General features: G+C 59.1%; 11 protein-coding genes. 4 read left to right on the forward strand and 7 right to left on the reverse strand.

What is annotated here, in order from left to right:
- The first annotated feature begins 225 nt into the window (after positions 1–225).
- Positions 226–1,749, forward strand: a complete 1,524-nt coding sequence (locus OVA03_RS07085; RefSeq protein ID WP_267527429.1) for an oligosaccharide flippase family protein — start codon at positions 226–228, stop codon at positions 1,747–1,749.
- Between the two features lie 105 nt (positions 1,750–1,854).
- Here the strand turns inward: OVA03_RS07085 and OVA03_RS07090 are convergent, their stop codons facing one another.
- Entirely contained in the window at positions 1,855–3,183 is a 1,329-nt protein-coding gene (locus OVA03_RS07090) for an MFS transporter (protein ID WP_267527430.1), read from the reverse strand.
- 758 nt (positions 3,184–3,941) lie between these two features.
- Between OVA03_RS07090 and OVA03_RS07095 the strand changes: the two genes are divergently transcribed.
- The 3 genes from OVA03_RS07095 (at position 3,942) to OVA03_RS07105 (ending at position 9,810) form a co-directional block, all read left to right on the forward strand.
- Positions 3,942–5,459, forward strand: a complete 1,518-nt coding sequence (locus OVA03_RS07095; protein WP_267527431.1) for a glucan biosynthesis protein — start codon at positions 3,942–3,944, stop codon at positions 5,457–5,459.
- A complete protein-coding gene (mdoH, locus tag OVA03_RS07100; RefSeq protein WP_267527432.1) occupies positions 5,447–7,324 on the forward strand; it encodes a glucans biosynthesis glucosyltransferase MdoH in 1,878 nt (625 codons plus the stop codon). Before OVA03_RS07095 ends, mdoH begins: the two co-directional genes overlap by 13 nt.
- A 392-nt stretch (positions 7,325–7,716) precedes the next feature.
- Positions 7,717–9,810, forward strand: coding sequence for a catalase (locus OVA03_RS07105; protein WP_267527433.1), 2,094 nt, complete (start codon positions 7,717–7,719; stop codon positions 9,808–9,810).
- Here the strand turns inward: OVA03_RS07105 and OVA03_RS07110 are convergent.
- From OVA03_RS07110 to OVA03_RS07135, 6 genes are read right to left on the reverse strand one after another with little or no spacing between them, the layout of a single operon-like run.
- Positions 9,802–11,394, reverse strand: a complete 1,593-nt coding sequence (locus OVA03_RS07110) for an MFS transporter (RefSeq protein ID WP_267527434.1) — start codon at positions 11,392–11,394, stop codon at positions 9,802–9,804. The two genes, OVA03_RS07105 and OVA03_RS07110, sit on opposite strands and share 9 nt — an antisense overlap.
- Positions 11,391–11,819 (reverse strand): DoxX family protein, encoded by a 429-nt coding sequence (locus tag OVA03_RS07115; protein WP_267527435.1) that lies wholly within the window; start codon positions 11,817–11,819, stop codon positions 11,391–11,393. The genes OVA03_RS07110 and OVA03_RS07115 overlap by 4 nt, the downstream gene beginning before the upstream one ends.
- A gap of 51 nt (positions 11,820–11,870) precedes the next feature.
- Entirely contained in the window at positions 11,871–13,115 is a 1,245-nt protein-coding gene (locus tag OVA03_RS07120) for an alginate export family protein (RefSeq protein ID WP_324291037.1), read from the reverse strand.
- Entirely contained in the window at positions 13,115–13,267 is a 153-nt protein-coding gene (locus OVA03_RS07125) for a DUF1427 family protein (RefSeq protein ID WP_267527436.1), read from the reverse strand. Before OVA03_RS07125 ends, OVA03_RS07120 begins: the two co-directional genes overlap by 1 nt.
- Before the next feature lie 2 nt (positions 13,268–13,269).
- Positions 13,270–13,509, reverse strand: a complete 240-nt coding sequence (locus OVA03_RS07130) for a DUF1427 family protein (protein WP_267527437.1) — start codon at positions 13,507–13,509, stop codon at positions 13,270–13,272.
- Positions 13,510–13,511: 2 nt separating this feature from the next.
- A complete protein-coding gene (locus tag OVA03_RS07135) occupies positions 13,512–15,455 on the reverse strand; it encodes an amidohydrolase (protein WP_267527438.1) in 1,944 nt (647 codons plus the stop codon).
- Positions 15,456–15,466: the final 11 nt, after the last annotated feature.

Here is a 15,466-nt window from a genome sequence, read left to right on the forward strand (position 1 = left end):
CAGAACCGGCATGAACATGTGACAGATTTGTGTAAATTGCGACACGGCGGGGGCCGTGGTTCGTTAAGGCCTCGCCTGTGGCGCACAGACCACACTCAAAGCCGGTAGGGAAATCCTAATGGCTTATAACTATGGTAATAATCGACGCGCGCCTTGCCCTACGCGCGCGCTGTGTGCCAATAGCCGGGGCATCTCGCCCGTCAATCTGTACCGCCCGGAAACCTGATGACCGACCAGCCCGCCCCCTCTCCCGGCGATACCCCGACCCCATCCTTATCAGGCCGCACCGCCAAGGCCGGGGCTTGGTCGATCAGCGGACGCCTGCTGGCCAAGGTGCTTGATTTCGTTGCGCTGCTTATACTGGCACGCTTTTTGGGCCCCGCCGATTTCGGGCTGGTCGCTATGGCCATGACGTCGGTATTCATTGTCGAGACCGTGCTTGACCTGCCGATTACCACGGTTCTGCTGCGCGAAGACCATCTGACCGATGACATGTTCAACACGGCCTTTACGCTCGGCCTGATGCGCAGTTTGATTGTGGCGGCGGTGCTGGGGGCGCTGGCCTGGCCCATGTCGCTGTTTTACAACGAGCCGCGCCTGCTGCCGCTGATTGCGTGTCTGGCGATCTCACCCATTATGCGCGGCCTGATCAGCCCGCGTCTCATCCTGTTTACCAAGCGCTTTGATTTCAGCAAAAGTTTTATACTGGATGTGGCGTCCAAAAGTGTCTCCCTGATTGTTGTCGCCACGGTGGCCATTTTGACCCGCAGCTACTGGGCGCTGGCCATCGGCACCATCACCACGGCGGTCGTGTTTGTGTCCCTGACCTATGTGTTTGCGCCCATGAAGCCGTCCCTGACCTTTAAGGAATGGCCGCGCTTTGCCAATGTCGTTGGCTGGAGCACGCTGACGCAGTTTATCTCGTCCGTGAACTGGCAGATGGACCGGCTGATCCTGCCGCGCTATATCGATCTTGTGCCCTTTGGCCGATTTACGGCAGCTACCGACATGGTCAACATCCCCTATCAGGCTATTGCTTTACCGACCCTCGGCCCGATTAATGCGGCCTTTGCCACCCTTATTCAATCACCCAAAGATCTGAGGGCGGCCTATCTCAAGGCCTCAGCCGGGATACCGATGCTGATCACGCCGGTTTTGCTGTCGCTGGCTATGTTATCGACGCCGGTGCTCAATGTACTGTTTGGTGATAAGTGGCTGGAGGCCGCGCCATATCTGACCGCGCTGGCCCTGACGGCGATGATTGTGCTACCGGCGTTTCCGCTGCCATGTCTGGCGATGGTGCTGAACCGCAACCAGTTTACATCCATGCGCGGGATGGCCGAACTGGCCGTCAAGCTGCCGATCATGTTGTTTGCCGCCAGCCAGTACGGCGTTTATGGCGCGATTGCCACTCAGGCCATAGCCGCGACCGCCGTGGTTATCTTCTCCATGTTCAGCGTACGCACCCTGATCGGCCTGAAAATCCGCGACCAGATCGGCGCGTTAGTCCCCTATATGCTGGGCCTTCTTGCGATGGCCGCGACGATTTATGGCCTGAAACCGCTGGTCTGGTTTGACAAAGGCATATGGCTTGAGGTCATCAGCATTGGATTGGTCGTCGCCCCGGCCCTCATTATATATGCCATTGTGGTCTTTACCGTGTGGGGGCTAGCGGGCCGTCCCAATACGATTGAGCACACCATCGTCCATAAGGGGCAGGGCATCATCAGGCGTTTATTAAAAAAATAGCGCCGCCCCCATAGGAGAGCGGCGCTTTATTTTTAGTCCCTCGCCGGGCGGCGGCTGCGCCACCTTGGCCGCCGCCTCAATGGCGGCTTGAGTAGTCCTGTCCTGTTAGCCGACCCGGATTTTCTCGATCGGTATCCGCTTGAGGTGCGGCGTCAGCAGGTGGATGACCGTAATCGCCACCAGATAGGCACTGCCCGCCACAATGAAGATCGGCTGATAAGAGCCAAAGAACTCAAGAATATAGCCGTTATAGGTGGTCATCAGCATGCCGCCGATGGCGCCCGCCGTGCCGCCGATGCCGATGACCGAAGCCACCGCTGCCTTTGGGAAAATATCCGACGGCAGGGTCATCAGGTTGGCTGACCAGGCCTGGTGAGCCGCAGCCGCCAGACCTATAATGGCCACCGCGCCCCACAGATGACCTACAAACTGCGCGAACACGATGGGTATGACCGCAAACGCACACAACAGCATGGTGGTCTTACGGGCAGCATTGGGCGTGCGGCCCATCTGAATCTGCTTGGAGGATGACCAGCCGCCCGCGACCGAGCCGACATCGGCAAGAATATAGATAGCAATCAGCGGCGGCCCGAAGCTTTTGAGGTCAAGCCCGTAAGATTTGCCCAAAAAGTCCGGCAACCAGAACAGATAAAGCCACCAGATCGGATCGGTCAGGAACTTACCCAGCGCATAGGCCCAGGTGCCGCGGAAGGTCAAAAGCTTAAACCACGAAATTTTCTCAATCGCTTCACCGGAGTGCTGATCGACATCCGAGCGGATGTGCGCCAGCTCAGCGGCATTGACCTTGGGGTGCTTTTCCGGCTGACGGTACATCAGCATCCACGCCACCAGCCACAGGGCCGTCACAATACCGATAGAGATAAAGGCGGCGCGCCAGCCGAACGCCAACGTAATCGCGGGCACCAAAAGCGGTGTGATGATCGGGCCCATGGCCGTCCCGGCGTTAAAAATGCCGACAGCCTGCGCGCGTTCTTTTTGCGGAAACCATTCCGACACGGCCTTAAGCGAGGACGGGAAGCTGCCCGATTCGCCAAAGCCCAGAACAAAGCGGGCCAGAGCAAACTGCGTCACCGTATGGATCAGGCCGTGGCCGATCGAAGCAATCGTCCAGATGGTAAAGGCGACGGCATAGCCGATCTTAACCCCGACCCTGTCGATAACCCGTCCGAAGGTCAGAAAGCCGATGGCATAGGCGCACTGAAACCAGAAAACGATATTGGCATATTCGATTTCCGTCCATTGCAGGTCTTTCTGAAGCGTCCCCTTCAGAATGCCGATCATCTGGCGGTCGATATAGTTGATGCCAATAGCGATAAACAAAAGGGTGACGATCACCCAGCGGTATTTGCTCATCCGGCTCTCAGGCATGGTGCCCGGCTGCGGGGCTGCGGTGCCCCCCGTTGATTCACTCATAGCGTTCCCTTTTCTGCGACCGTACATGGCCCGCAGTGCAATATCCCGTGTTGCCGCTTGTTTTATGTGTTCGATCACTCAGCGACGTAGTGACCGTTATGACCGCGTACGTGTGCGGTAACCTGACTCTGGCGCACATATGACTCTAAAAATTCTCAGACTTCAACACGCTGTGTCAGATATAGCGATTTTTTGGTAAGACCATACACCTTACCAAGCGTGCCGCTGGTCGTGACACGGCGTAACCGTTGGTGAAAAATTACCCTAAAAGCCACACCTGACGGTGTTTGAGTGTGTCAGATTTGACACCAGACAGGCGAAATCAACCGTTCATAACTCGCCTTTGTTGTAATTGGTGCGCGTTCCTTATCGAATTTTTACAACCCGAAACCGTAACTGGTTAATTGCGTCTTAAGGATTGCGACACGGACGGCGGCCTGTTTCAAGGCAGGCGCTGTATTCCTCCCCGGTTTGTGTCCTTTGTGACGTTGTCTGTGGGGTCCCGGAAATTGGGACACCGGGATAAGTCAGGCCATTAACGCCCCAAGCGGTTGCCTCATGACCTTAAAGGCCCGCCGACGGTTTCCGTTCGCTGCATAAGACAGCAGGGTTCAGAGGGCGACCTCTGAGCACAATTTCAACAGACGGATTCTTAATGACCCGCCGCATGACCCTTTAAGCCCAAAGGGTGTGCCGCTTTGAGTTCAGACCTGAACGCAGCCGCATTCAGGTGACGAGTTGTGTGTTTTGGGGATAGGATGAGTTTGAAGCGACGCCAGTTTGTGAGCGGGATCAGTGCGGCGGCCATGGCCACGACCATGCTTGCGCCCGCGCGTGCAATGAGCGCCCCAAATTTTGGCTTTCAGACCGTCATCGATCTGGCGCGAAAAACCGCCCGCCCCTATGTGGCCCCCTCAACCGAACTGCCCGCCGAACTGGCCAGCCTCGGCTATGATGCCTATCGCGGCATCCGCTTTAAGCCGGAACATGGGCCGTGGAAACAGGCGGGCTTAGGCTATCACCTTGAATTTTTCCATCGCGGCGGCTTAAGCCGTGAGCGCATCGACATCTTTGAAGTCCATGACGGCAAGGCGACGCCGTTTCGTTATGAGGCTTCACAGTTCACTTTCGATCCGCGCTCAGCCACGGCCCCTGCCGGTGATATCGGCTATGCCGGGTTTCGCATCCACGCCCATAATGTCCCCGGCATGGATGAAATGGCGGTGTTTCTGGGGGCCAGCTATTTCCGGTCTTTAGCCGCAAACCAAACCTACGGCCTGTCGGGTCGCGGACTGGCGCTTGCGACCGCCAGCGCGCGCGGCGAAGAATTTCCGATCTTCCGCAGCTACTGGATCGTACGCCCCAAGGCGGGCGATACGTCCGTTCAGGTCTACGCCCTGCTGGATAGCCCCAGCGTCTCTGGTGCCTATGCGTTCAAGATCACGCCGGGCACAGCGACCGTTTATGATATTCAATGCACCCTGTTCCCGCGCGTGACGCTCGATATGGTCGGTATTGCGCCACTGACGGCCATGTATCTCTATGGCCCTGCCGATCAGGGCGGCTTTGATGATTTCAGAGGGGCTGTCCATGATGCCGACGGCTTGCAACTGCGCACCGGCAGCGATGAGGCCATCTGGCGCGTCCTGACCAACCCGCCTCACGTTGAGGAAAGCGCCTTTCAGGATACCGGCCCTAAAGGCTTTGGCCTGATGCAACGCGAGCAATCTCAGGCGGTATTTGAGGATTACGAAGCCCGCTATGACCTGCGCCCCAGCGGCTATGTCACCCCCAAAGGTGATTGGGGCAAGGGTGCCGTGCATCTGATTGAACTGCCGTCCAATACTGAGGGTTTTGACAACATTGTGGCCTTCTGGCGGCCCTCTGCCCCGCTTCAGCCTAACCGCGGCCACACTTATCACTATACTGTCATGTGGGGATCACCTTCGGTTGATCCGCAAATCCAGACGATCGGCCGTGTGGTTCAGACCCGCACGGGTAAGGACATCAATGGCTATGGCCGGGTGTTCATGGTCGATTTTGCCCTGAAAGGCATCGACCCCGAAACCCTTACCGCCGTGGCGGAAGCCTCCGCCGGGACGTTAAGCGCCGTCAGGCTGCAAACCCTAAACGATCGCGGCGTTATCCGCGCGTGGTTTCACCTGGAATTGGGCCACCTCCAACCCGAACAGGCAAAAACAGCGGATCTGCGGCTTGCGCTGCACAAAGACGCTACGGCGCTCACGGAAACATGGATGTTCAGATGGACTTACTGAGATTTGCAGGCCGCTTGGGCCCCGCCTTTGGCATCCGCCAGCCGGTGACCGAACCTCACACGCCGGTCATGCCGTCTGAGGCCCCGCTCTACATGCCGGTGCAGTCCCTGACCGAAGGCACCTTGTCATCGGCGCTCATCCCGACCTCACCGCGCCACATGATCTGGCGGCGGCTGTTCATCTTTGGCCTATCGCTGCTGATCGGGGTTAGCGGTATTGGCGTGCTGGCGGCGAGCCTGAGCTATCAGGGCTTTCACCCGCTGGAGATGGTGTTTTTAGGTCTGGCGGGCTTTCTGTTCACCTGGATGGCGTTTGCCTTTATCTCATCCCTGGCGGGCGTATGGGTATACCTTAAACGCCAAGACGATCTGGGGCTATTTCCGGACGGGCCGATCCCGCTGCTGACCCAGAAAACCGCTATTCTCATGCCGATCTGCAACGAGGATGCCCATGCGGTCGTGGGGCGGCTCGATACCATCCGTCAGTCCCTGATCGCCACCCTGCAAGGCAATCGGTTCGATATTTTTGTCCTGAGCGACACGCAAGATCCGGTCGTGGCAGAGACTGAGCGCACCACCTTTCTCAAGATGCAGCGCTTAAGCGGTGCGCCGCGTATCTATTACCGCCGCCGCCCGATCAATACCGACCGCAAAGCGGGTAATATCGCCGATTGGGTCAGTCGTCATGGCGGGGCTTACGCCCACATGATCGTGCTTGATGCCGACAGCCTGATGAGCGGCAACACGCTGGTGCGACTGGCGGGCGGGATGGAGCGCCACCCCCGCGTTGGCCTGATCCAGACCGCGCCCCGCCTGATCAACCGCAAAAGCCTGTTTGCGCGTTGTGAACAATTCGCCGCCAGACTTTACGGGCCGGTTGCCGCCTGCGGCATTGCGTGGTGGTCCGGGTCTGAGGGCAATTTCTGGGGCCACAACGCCATCATCCGCACCCGCGCCTTTGCCGAGGCCGCCGGTCTGCCGCATCTGCCCGGTCGTGCGCCGTTTGGCGGGCATATTATGAGCCACGATTTTGTTGAGGCCGCCCTGCTGCGCCGCGCCGGCTGGGCCGTGCACATGGCCCCGCACCTTGACGGATCATTTGAGGAAAGCCCGCCCAGCTTGATGGACACATTGGGTCGGGACCGCCGCTGGTGTCAGGGCAATCTGCAACATGCCGCCGTGGTTGGGGCTTCGGGCCTGCACGGGATCAACCGTTTCCATCTGCTGCGCGGGGTGTTCAACTACCTGCTGGCCCCGATGTGGGTGGGTATGGTTATGACTGGCGCAGCTCTGGCCGCCGCTGATATCACCCCGGCTGCCGCCTCCGTCGGGCCTCTGGCCGGATTGTTCGCCGTGACCATGGCGTTCCTCATTGTGCCCAAGGTTCTGGCGGCCATCGTCGTTCTGCGCGATGCTGAGACCCGCTCTGGCTTTGGCGGCGGCGTGCGCGCGTCTTTAAGCCTGATCGTCGAGACGGTGTTATCGACCCTGATCGCGCCGGTGGTGATGATCAGCCACGCCTTTATGGTGGCGTCGATCCTGTCGGGCCGGAAAAGCGGCTGGAAATCTCAGCGCCGCTCGGAATACGAAGTCTCCGCCGATGAACTGGCGCGGCGCTTTACCGCCCACACCCTGATCGGCATGGGGCTGTTGCTGGTCGCGTCTATCTTCGCGCCCGAAACCTTGCTGATGACCGCCGGAGCTGCCTTTGCGCTGATGCTGTCGGTGCCGGTGGCTTACCTTACGGCCAAGGCAACACCGCGCCGCCTGATGCCGGTCTTCCTGATCCCCGAAGAGGGCCGAGTTATAACAGAGTCCGATAGTCCAATGGACAGCCCGCTGGCGCCCGCAACGCAACTGCCATAATTTTAGCCTCCCAAAACCGCCGAAAATGATTTCGGCGGTTTTTTCATGGCCAGATCTCGTGCCTCGATTCTGGGCAAAAAAAAGCCGGACACGAATGTCCGGCTAAAGTCTACAGGGAGGAAACGCCCAGGAAGGGCAATCAGCGTCGAAACGCTGAACACCTTTACAATATGCTGCGACGCACAAAGTTGCAAGTTTTTTCAAACACAATCCGCTTCAACTCATGTTACATTTTGGCTTGGTTTTGTGATCGTATACAAAGCTTAACCTTTTGAGCGTGCCGCACGCACGCCCTTTACCAAATTAGCCCCCTTTCAGACTGCATCTTTACGCCCGTAAGGCGCATTGTCCCCGCGAACTGCCACAATCATAACCTTAAGCGGGGACTCCTCATGGACGACAAAACACACTTTGACACGGTCAAAGGTAACGGCGGCGAAACGCACCAGCATGTGCCGGAAAAGGGCCCCCATACGGCTGATGGGCACCTGACCACCAATCAGGGCCTGCGCGTACCGGATAACCAGAACAGCCTGAAAGCCGGGGCGCGTGGCCCCAGCCTGCTCGAAGACTTTATCCTGCGTGAAAAGATTTTTCATTTTGACCATGAACGCATACCTGAGCGCATCGTCCATGCCAGAGGGTCGGCCGCGCACGGCTATTTTGAACTCACCGAAGAGCTGTCAGACGTCACCACCGCTGATCTGTTTCAGCGCGTAGGTGAAAAAGTGCCTTTATTTGCGCGCTTTTCGACCGTGGCAGGCGGCGCAGGCTCAGTTGACACCCCCCGCGATGTGCGCGGCTTTGCGGTTAAATTTTACACCCAGGCGGGCAACTGGGATCTGGTCGGCAACAATATTCCGGTCTTTTTCATTCAGGACGCCATTAAGTTCCCCGACCTGATCCACGCGGTAAAGATGGAAGCCAATACCGGCTATCCGCAGGCCGGATCGGCCCACGATACCTTCTGGGACTTCGCCTCGCTGATGCCGGAGACCACCCACATGCTGATGTGGGCCATGTCCGACCGCACCATTCCGCGCAGTCTGCGCACTATCGAAGGCTTCGGCGTCCACACCTTCCGCTTTATCAATGCCAAGGGCAAATCGACCTTCGTCAAGTTCCACTGGAAGCCTAAGCTGGGCCTGCAATCAGTGGTGTGGGAAGAATCGCTTAAGCTTCAGTCCGCCGATAATGATTACCACCGCCGCGACCTTTATGAAGCCATAGACACCGGCAACTTCCCGGAGTGGGAGCTTGGTGTGCAACTGTTCGATCAAGCCTTTGCCGACAGTCTGCCCTATGATGTGCTTGATGCCACCAAGCTGATTCCCGAAGAGGTCGTGCCGGTCAAAATCGTCGGCCGCATGGTGCTGGATCGCAATCCCGACAACTTCTTTGCGGAGACTGAGCAGGTCGCCTATTGCCCGGCCAATATCGTGCCCGGCATAGATTTCAGCAATGATCCATTGTTACAAGGCCGTTTGTTCTCATATCTCGATACTCAAAAATCACGCCTGGGCACAGCCAACTTCCATCAGTTGCCGATCAATGCGCCGAAATGCCCGGTCATGAACTTCCAACGCGACGGCATGATGCAGATGAACGTCCCCAAGGGCCGCGCCAACTATGAGCCCAACTCACTGGCCGAATTTGGCGAACCGGGCGGGCCGCGCGAATGTCCGGTGACCGGTTTCAAGACCGATGCGGGTCGCTCTGATCACGACGAACAGGGCGATAAGCTGCGCGTACGTCCCGAGCTATTTGCCGACCATTATTCTCAGGCCCGCCTGTTCTGGGTTTCGCAAACCGAGTCCGAGCAGGCCCACATAGCCTCAAGCTTTGTGTTTGAACTGTCCAAGGTCGGTTTAGCCCCCGTCCGTGAGCGCATGGTGGCCAATCTGCGCAATGTCACCGATGAACTGGCCAAGCGCGTGGCCGACGGCCTGAACATGCCCCTGCCGGATAAGGCCAAGGCGGCCAGCGCGCCGTTTGACCTGCCCGCGTCAGATGCCCTGTCGATCCAGAAGAATCTTAAAGCCACCCTTATGGGGCGCGCCGTGGGGATTCTTATCGCCGATGGCACCGATGCCACCCTGCTGAAACAGGTAAAGACCGCCGTGACCGATGCGGGGGCTAAGGCCGTCCTCATCGCGCCTAAGGTCGGCGGGGCCAAACTGTCGGACGGCAAATTAATGCCCGCCGATGCCCAGCTTCAGGGCGCACCGTCGGCCCTGTTTGACGCCATCTTTGTGTGCCTGTCCGATGAGGGCTGCAAAGCTCTGATGATCGAAGGGGCCGCCATACAATTTGTGATGGATGCCTTTGGCCACCTGAAAGCCATTGGCCATACGCCGCAAAGCCATCCCCTGCTCGATAAGGCCGGTGTGGTGCACGATGACGGCGTGGTCTTTGCCGAGAACTTTATCGATAAGGCGGCCCTGCGCTTCTTTGAACGCGAACCCAGTGTTCGAATGTTAGCTTAACGCCAATAAATGCCGCACCACCGGCCGATCAGGCCCCGAATGAAAGCGTAACACCCCCGCCTGCAGGTCAGCATCAGCCTTTGAAACGCGCTGGTGCTGACGCAGGTGCTCGGCCCACGATTCGACCATGAACCATTCGGTGATCCGCTCAGGATCGTCGCTGTCCTCGCTGACACCCCAGCTATAGGCCCCGTCCCGCAGCCGCTCAAACGACAGATCTTTGAGAGCGGCCAAAAAGGCCGGGCGGTCTTCACTGAGGATTTTATAGTCAATCAGGATCAGGACCGGCCCGCGATCATGGTCGATGGCTTCGAGCCTGACCGGCTCCGGCCAGTGCACCGACGGCGTCAGGTCGGCCTCACCGACCGGCAGCTTAAAGCGGTGAAAAATCAGCCCCGCCAGAGATAAGCCTGCGGCCGCGATCACCAGAGTCGTCGCCACATTGGTAACTTGCGCCACAGCCCCCCACCCCAGACTGCCCGCCGTCATAGCCCCGTTAAATACCGTCAGATAAACTGCCAAAGCCCGCCCGCGCACCCAGTTCGGCAGGACGGACTGAGCCGTACCGTTAAGGGTGGTAAGCGCTATGATCCACGCCGCGCCCATAAACAGCAGGATGATCACCGCCAGCACCTTGGGCGGTGCGGCGGCCAAAACCGTCATCGCGGCGGCGGTGACGATAGCCGCCATCAGCATCAGGCCATCAGCGTTCAGCCTTTGGCGCAACCGCGGCAGGAGCAAGGCCCCGCCAATCGCCCCGGCCCCCACGGCCCCCAGCATCAGGCCGTAAAAGGCCGCGTCGCCCTTAAGCAGGGTCCTGGCCACCAGCGGCAGTAAGGCCCAGACCGCACTGGCAAAGGCAAAGAATATGGCGGCGCGCATCAGGACGCGGTGCAGTTCGCGGCTGGCCTTGACATAGCGCATCCCGGCCCGGAACGCGCCGGAGAACGATTCTTTCAGGTCTGAGGCTTCGGTCTTGGGCCGCTTCCACCACAGCAGAGCGGCAATCACGAAACCGTAAGTCGCCACGTCCGCCCCGTAGGTCAGGGCGGCGCCAAACGATGCCAGCAGCAGCCCACCGGCGGCCGGGCCGATGGAACGGGCGATATTGATGCCCAGTGAATTGAGGGCGATGGCGTTTTTGACATCTGGCTTTTTGATCAGTTCCGGCACAATCGCCTGCCAGGTCGGCCCCATCAGTGCCGCGCCAATTCCGCCCACAAAGGTCAGACCGATCAGCCATTCCACGCTCATCAGGCCATTCGCCGACAAGACCACCAGCGCCAGACTAACCGATGCCAGTAAAAGCTGAATGAAGATCAAAAGCTTACGCCGGTCCAGAATATCGGTCAGCACACCCGCCGGAATGGCCAGCAAAAAGATCGGCAGGGTGGCCGCCGCCTGCACCATCGCCACCGCCGCCGGGGATCCCGACAAATCGGTCATCAGCCAGCTTGAGGCGACATCGCGCATGAATGAGCCGGTATTGCCCAGCACGGTGGCGGCCCACAACACGGCAAATACCGGCTGGCGCAGGGGCGCGAAGGCGCCGGACGGGCGCATGGAAGCCGATGAAGGGCTCATGCCCTTATCTCCGAGTGACGATTACCGAGAGTCAGAGCCCACCAGCTCAGCAAGCCCCCAGCGACAGCCAGATTTTTCAGAAACGCTTTGCGCGCCATGATCGAGGCCGGTTCGACCATGTTCCAGAAATCAAAATAAAAAAAACTGACCGTCAGGGAATAGAGGGCAAGGGCGAGCAGAGCCGGCGTCACAAACACCCCACTGATCAAGGCCGCGCTACCTATGATCTCCACAATGGCCGCAAGGCTCAGAGACAGGGAAGCCAGCGGAATGCCATGAGCCGCCGCTTCGGTGACATAGGCCTGCCAATGCAGGAGCTTATCGACCCCGCTTTCCACAAACATGGCCGCCAGCATCAGGCGGGGCAACCAGAGAAATGCCGGTTTCCGGGCAAGCCATGTGGCCGCCTTTGTATCTAATGTCATATGATTAGGTTCCTTATTGCGGGCCCGCTCTAAAACTTTCCGTGGCCATGCCTAAAAGCGCCAGCCCAGCCACGCGCCGATGTAGCGGGTGTCGGCGACGCCCGCCGCATTCAGACGCGAATGGATGTCTATGCGCGAAACATGGGTGGTGAGGTTGAGTTCAGGGCTTATCTGCCAGGTTGCACCTATGAAGGCCTGAGTACCTGTATAATGGCCGCCCTTTCCTGCGGTGCCGGCTATTGGCAGATTGGGTTGACGGTAGAGGGCATCGGAGACACGATTCCGCCAAAGACCGTCCGCGCCCATCACCAGCGTTACCATTCGAAGCGGCTTGACGCTCAGGTAGGTCCCAACCCGCACCAGATTAGTCGGCCCCACACGACCGGCTTCATCTAAGTATGCGCCCCGGGGAAAAAGTGGATTAAAGGTTTTCAGATGGCCTTCATGGTCATCACCCGTCGCCTGATCGATTTTCAGGGCGATCCGGGGAGCATTACCGCCTGCCCATGTGTAGCCCAGATGCGCCGAGACATAGTGGGCACGGATGGTCTGGGTGCCAAAGGTGCCGCCCTGAACGACCGCTTCCAGATCATAGTCGAAGGCCTCGCGTACACCATACAGCCGGACACCGACGCTAGTCCGATCTTCGTCGGCTATACCGTTAGCAAAGCGGGCCGCCGTGCGCTCCAGCCTCAGCGCATAAAGATCGGCCTGCATTCCCTTGATCTGAGGCACGTTGAATACCCCATATAGGCCTAAAAGCGTTTGATCGCGGTTCGTCGCATCGTCGAAGGACCGGCGGCCTATGCGCACTGGGTGGCCGATGAAGGCGGTAACCGTGCCGAGGTCGAAACGGACCGCGTCGAAACTCTGGCGGATATTGGGACCATCGCGGCGGGAAATCAGACGTTGCGAACCAAGAGGCATTTCCTGACGCCCCGCGCGAAGGCGCAGATGGGGGGTATGGTACTCCACGAAGGCTTGCTGGATGTCGGTGCCACTCTCTTGTGTGGCGTTTATGGGGCCTTTTTGACCCACAACGTCGTGGTATCCAAGTTGGCCCAATAGACGTACATTTGCGTCAACAGCCCAGTCAAGGCCCACTAAAGCGCGCCGCAGGACATAGTCTTCCGGAGCGGGCTGAGGCGCGCTCCCACTCGTGTCCTCAGACAGGTTCTCATACCTTAGCCTCGTTTCGAGCGTGAATTTTAAGGGGGCCTCGACTGCCGACGGCGCAACGGGGCTATCCGTCACACCCACCAGGGAAGCGACCGCGAGAAAGGGAGCGAACATCATCAGAATGATCCGCCTGCGACAAAGCCGAGCGTCATCGCCACGACAAGCAGGGCGCCGACAAGCCTGGGCGGGGCCGGTAAGGGCAGATCAAAAAAACGGCAGACAAACCCGATCAGCAGGCCCAGCGCGATACCAATAAGTGTAGGCCACATGATCAGTCTTTCTGAGGGTTATGGGGAAGGCCGGTCGGGCCGCCGCAGTGGATTTCGTTGACTTTGGGCCGGTGCGACAACCAACGATCGGTGAGTATCCAGCCGACCGTCATGGCGACCACCAGCAATGCGCCGGTGATGACGGGGGGTGCTGGGCTGGGGATGCTGGCTACGCGACAGCCGAACCCTATGCCGAAACCGAGCACCAGGCCGATGATGATCTTGAGATGCTGAGTGGTCATGGTCATGCCCAGCACGCGCAACCGAGCACGCCCCAGAAATCACGCAGGTTGCTGGCGGGAATATTGGCGGCATAGGCCCCCCCATGGGCGTGTCCGTGGACCTTGCAGTCCGTGCCGCAGGCGCAAGCGATGCGCGAGATTTTGTCGAGCGACGCGATCTCGGCCTTTTTATGCTGATACCCGCCAAAGGTGCGCACCGGCGACCAGTCAGGGCTGATCGGCAGCGCCGCCGGGGCGAGCGGTTTAAACGCGTCCTGCGCATGAACAATCTTGCCGCCGACGATCGTCAGGACGGAATAAAGATCCTTGATATCGCTTTCAGGGATGCGCATCAGGTCAGCATTGGGCACGGCGATATCCGCATATTGCCCGACCTTAAGCGCACCCTTCTTGCCGTTTTCGGTCGAGAACCACGCCGAGCCTTCGGTATAGAGACGCACCACCTCTTCGCGGTCAAGGCGGCTCTGGGGGCCATAGAGTTGCAAGCCCCCCAAGGTCTTACCCGTGACCAACCAGTAGATACCCACCCACGGATTATAGCTGGCCACGCGGGTAGCATCCGTGCCCATGCCCACGGGGACGCCGGCCGCCAGCACCTTAGTGACCGGCGGGGTCTGCTCTGCGGCCTTGGCGCCGTAGCGGGCCACAAACGCCTCCCCCTGATAGGCCATGCGGTGCTGAACGGCGATGCCGCCGCCCAGGGCCTTGATGCGATCGATATTGCGGGCGGAGACGGTTTCGGCGTGATCAATGATCCAGTGCAAACCGTCAAACGGAACCTCGGCATTGACGCGCTCGAACACATCGAGAAAGCGCGAGATGCTTTCATCATAGGTGCCGTGGATGCGGAACGGCCAGCGGTTTTCGACCAGATGTCGGGTCACCGCATAAAGCTCATCTTCCATAGTGGCCGCAAGTTCCGGGCGAGGCTCACGGAAATCCTCAAAATCTGCGGCCGAAAAGACCAGCATTTCCCCGGCACCATTATGGCGATACATGCCGTCACCCTGACCCGGTTTGACGATCCTGGTCCAGGTCTGGAAATCCTCCAGTTCCTTGCCCTTGTTCTGGGTGAACAGGTTATAGGCGATACGCACGGTCAACTGGTCATTTTTGGCCAGTGTGCCGATAGTGTCATAATCATCGGGGTAATTCTGAAACCCGCCGCCGGCATCAATCACCGAGGTGATGCCCAGTCGGTTCAGTTCCTTCATGTAATGGCGGGTCGAGATGACCTGATCGGCGGGCGACAGCTTAGGGCCCTTGGCCAGGGTCGCATACAGGATCAGGGCGTTGGGTTTGGCAATCAGCAGGCCGGTCGGGTTACCGGCACTGTCGCGCTGGATCTCACCGCCCGGCGGATTGGGCGTATCCTTGTCGTACCCGACGGCGCGCAAAGCGGCCTTATTGAGCAAGGCCCGGTCATAAAGATGCAGGATAAAGACCGGCGTATCCGGGGCGATGGCGTTGATCTCATCCAGCGTCGGCAGGCGCTTTTCCGCAAACTGGTGCTCGGTGAAGCCACCCACCACCCGCACCCACTGCGGCGCGGGGGTAAGGGCGACTTGCGCCTTAAGCATATCGAGCGCCTCAGCAACCGAGGCGACCCCGTCCCAGCGCAGTTCCATCAGGTAGTTCAGCCCGCCGCGGATCAGGTGGGTGTGGCTGTCGTTCAGGCCGGGAATAACGCGCTTACCCTTAAGGTCGATAAGTTTTGTCTTAGGGCCTTTGAGCTTCATGACCTCGGCATCGGTATCCACCGCCGTAAAGACCCCGCCTGCTATCGCCACCGCCGTCGCGTTGGGATTGGTGCGGTCGAGCGTGGTCAGCTTAGCGTTATAAAGGATCAGGTCGGGGGTCATGTTCAGGTCTTTCGTAAAAGCAAAGGTCGCAAGCAAGGCCGAGATAGCGGAGCCCCCGGCAATGGCATGGCGTCGGTTTAGCATTGTCTGAGGCT

The sequence above is a fragment of the Asticcacaulis sp. SL142 genome (genome assembly GCF_026625745.1).
Classification (GTDB): Bacteria; Pseudomonadota; Alphaproteobacteria; order Caulobacterales; family Caulobacteraceae; genus Asticcacaulis.

Bases quoted from the DNA above. Each gene is read 5' to 3' on its own strand.
- OVA03_RS07115 (WP_267527435.1), bottom strand. From the start codon at position 11,819: ATGACATTAGATACAAAGGCGGCCACATGGCTTGCCCGGAAACCGGCA.
- OVA03_RS07095 (WP_267527431.1), top strand. From the start codon at position 3,942: ATGAGTTTGAAGCGACGCCAGTTTGTGAGCGGGATCAGTGCGGCGGCC.
- OVA03_RS07125 (WP_267527436.1), bottom strand. From the start codon at position 13,267: ATGTGGCCTACACTTATTGGTATCGCGCTGGGCCTGCTGATCGGGTTT.
- OVA03_RS07105 (WP_267527433.1), top strand. From the start codon at position 7,717: ATGGACGACAAAACACACTTTGACACGGTCAAAGGTAACGGCGGCGAA.
- OVA03_RS07110 (WP_267527434.1), bottom strand. From the start codon at position 11,394: ATGAGCCCTTCATCGGCTTCCATGCGCCCGTCCGGCGCCTTCGCGCCC.
- mdoH (WP_267527432.1), top strand. From the start codon at position 5,447: ATGGACTTACTGAGATTTGCAGGCCGCTTGGGCCCCGCCTTTGGCATC.
- OVA03_RS07120 (WP_324291037.1), bottom strand. From the start codon at position 13,115: ATGATGTTCGCTCCCTTTCTCGCGGTCGCTTCCCTGGTGGGTGTGACG.
- OVA03_RS07130 (WP_267527437.1), bottom strand. From the start codon at position 13,509: ATGACCACTCAGCATCTCAAGATCATCATCGGCCTGGTGCTCGGTTTC.
- OVA03_RS07090 (WP_267527430.1), bottom strand. From the start codon at position 3,183: ATGAGTGAATCAACGGGGGGCACCGCAGCCCCGCAGCCGGGCACCATG.
- OVA03_RS07085 (WP_267527429.1), top strand. From the start codon at position 226: ATGACCGACCAGCCCGCCCCCTCTCCCGGCGATACCCCGACCCCATCC.
- OVA03_RS07135 (WP_267527438.1), bottom strand. From the start codon at position 15,455: ATGCTAAACCGACGCCATGCCATTGCCGGGGGCTCCGCTATCTCGGCC.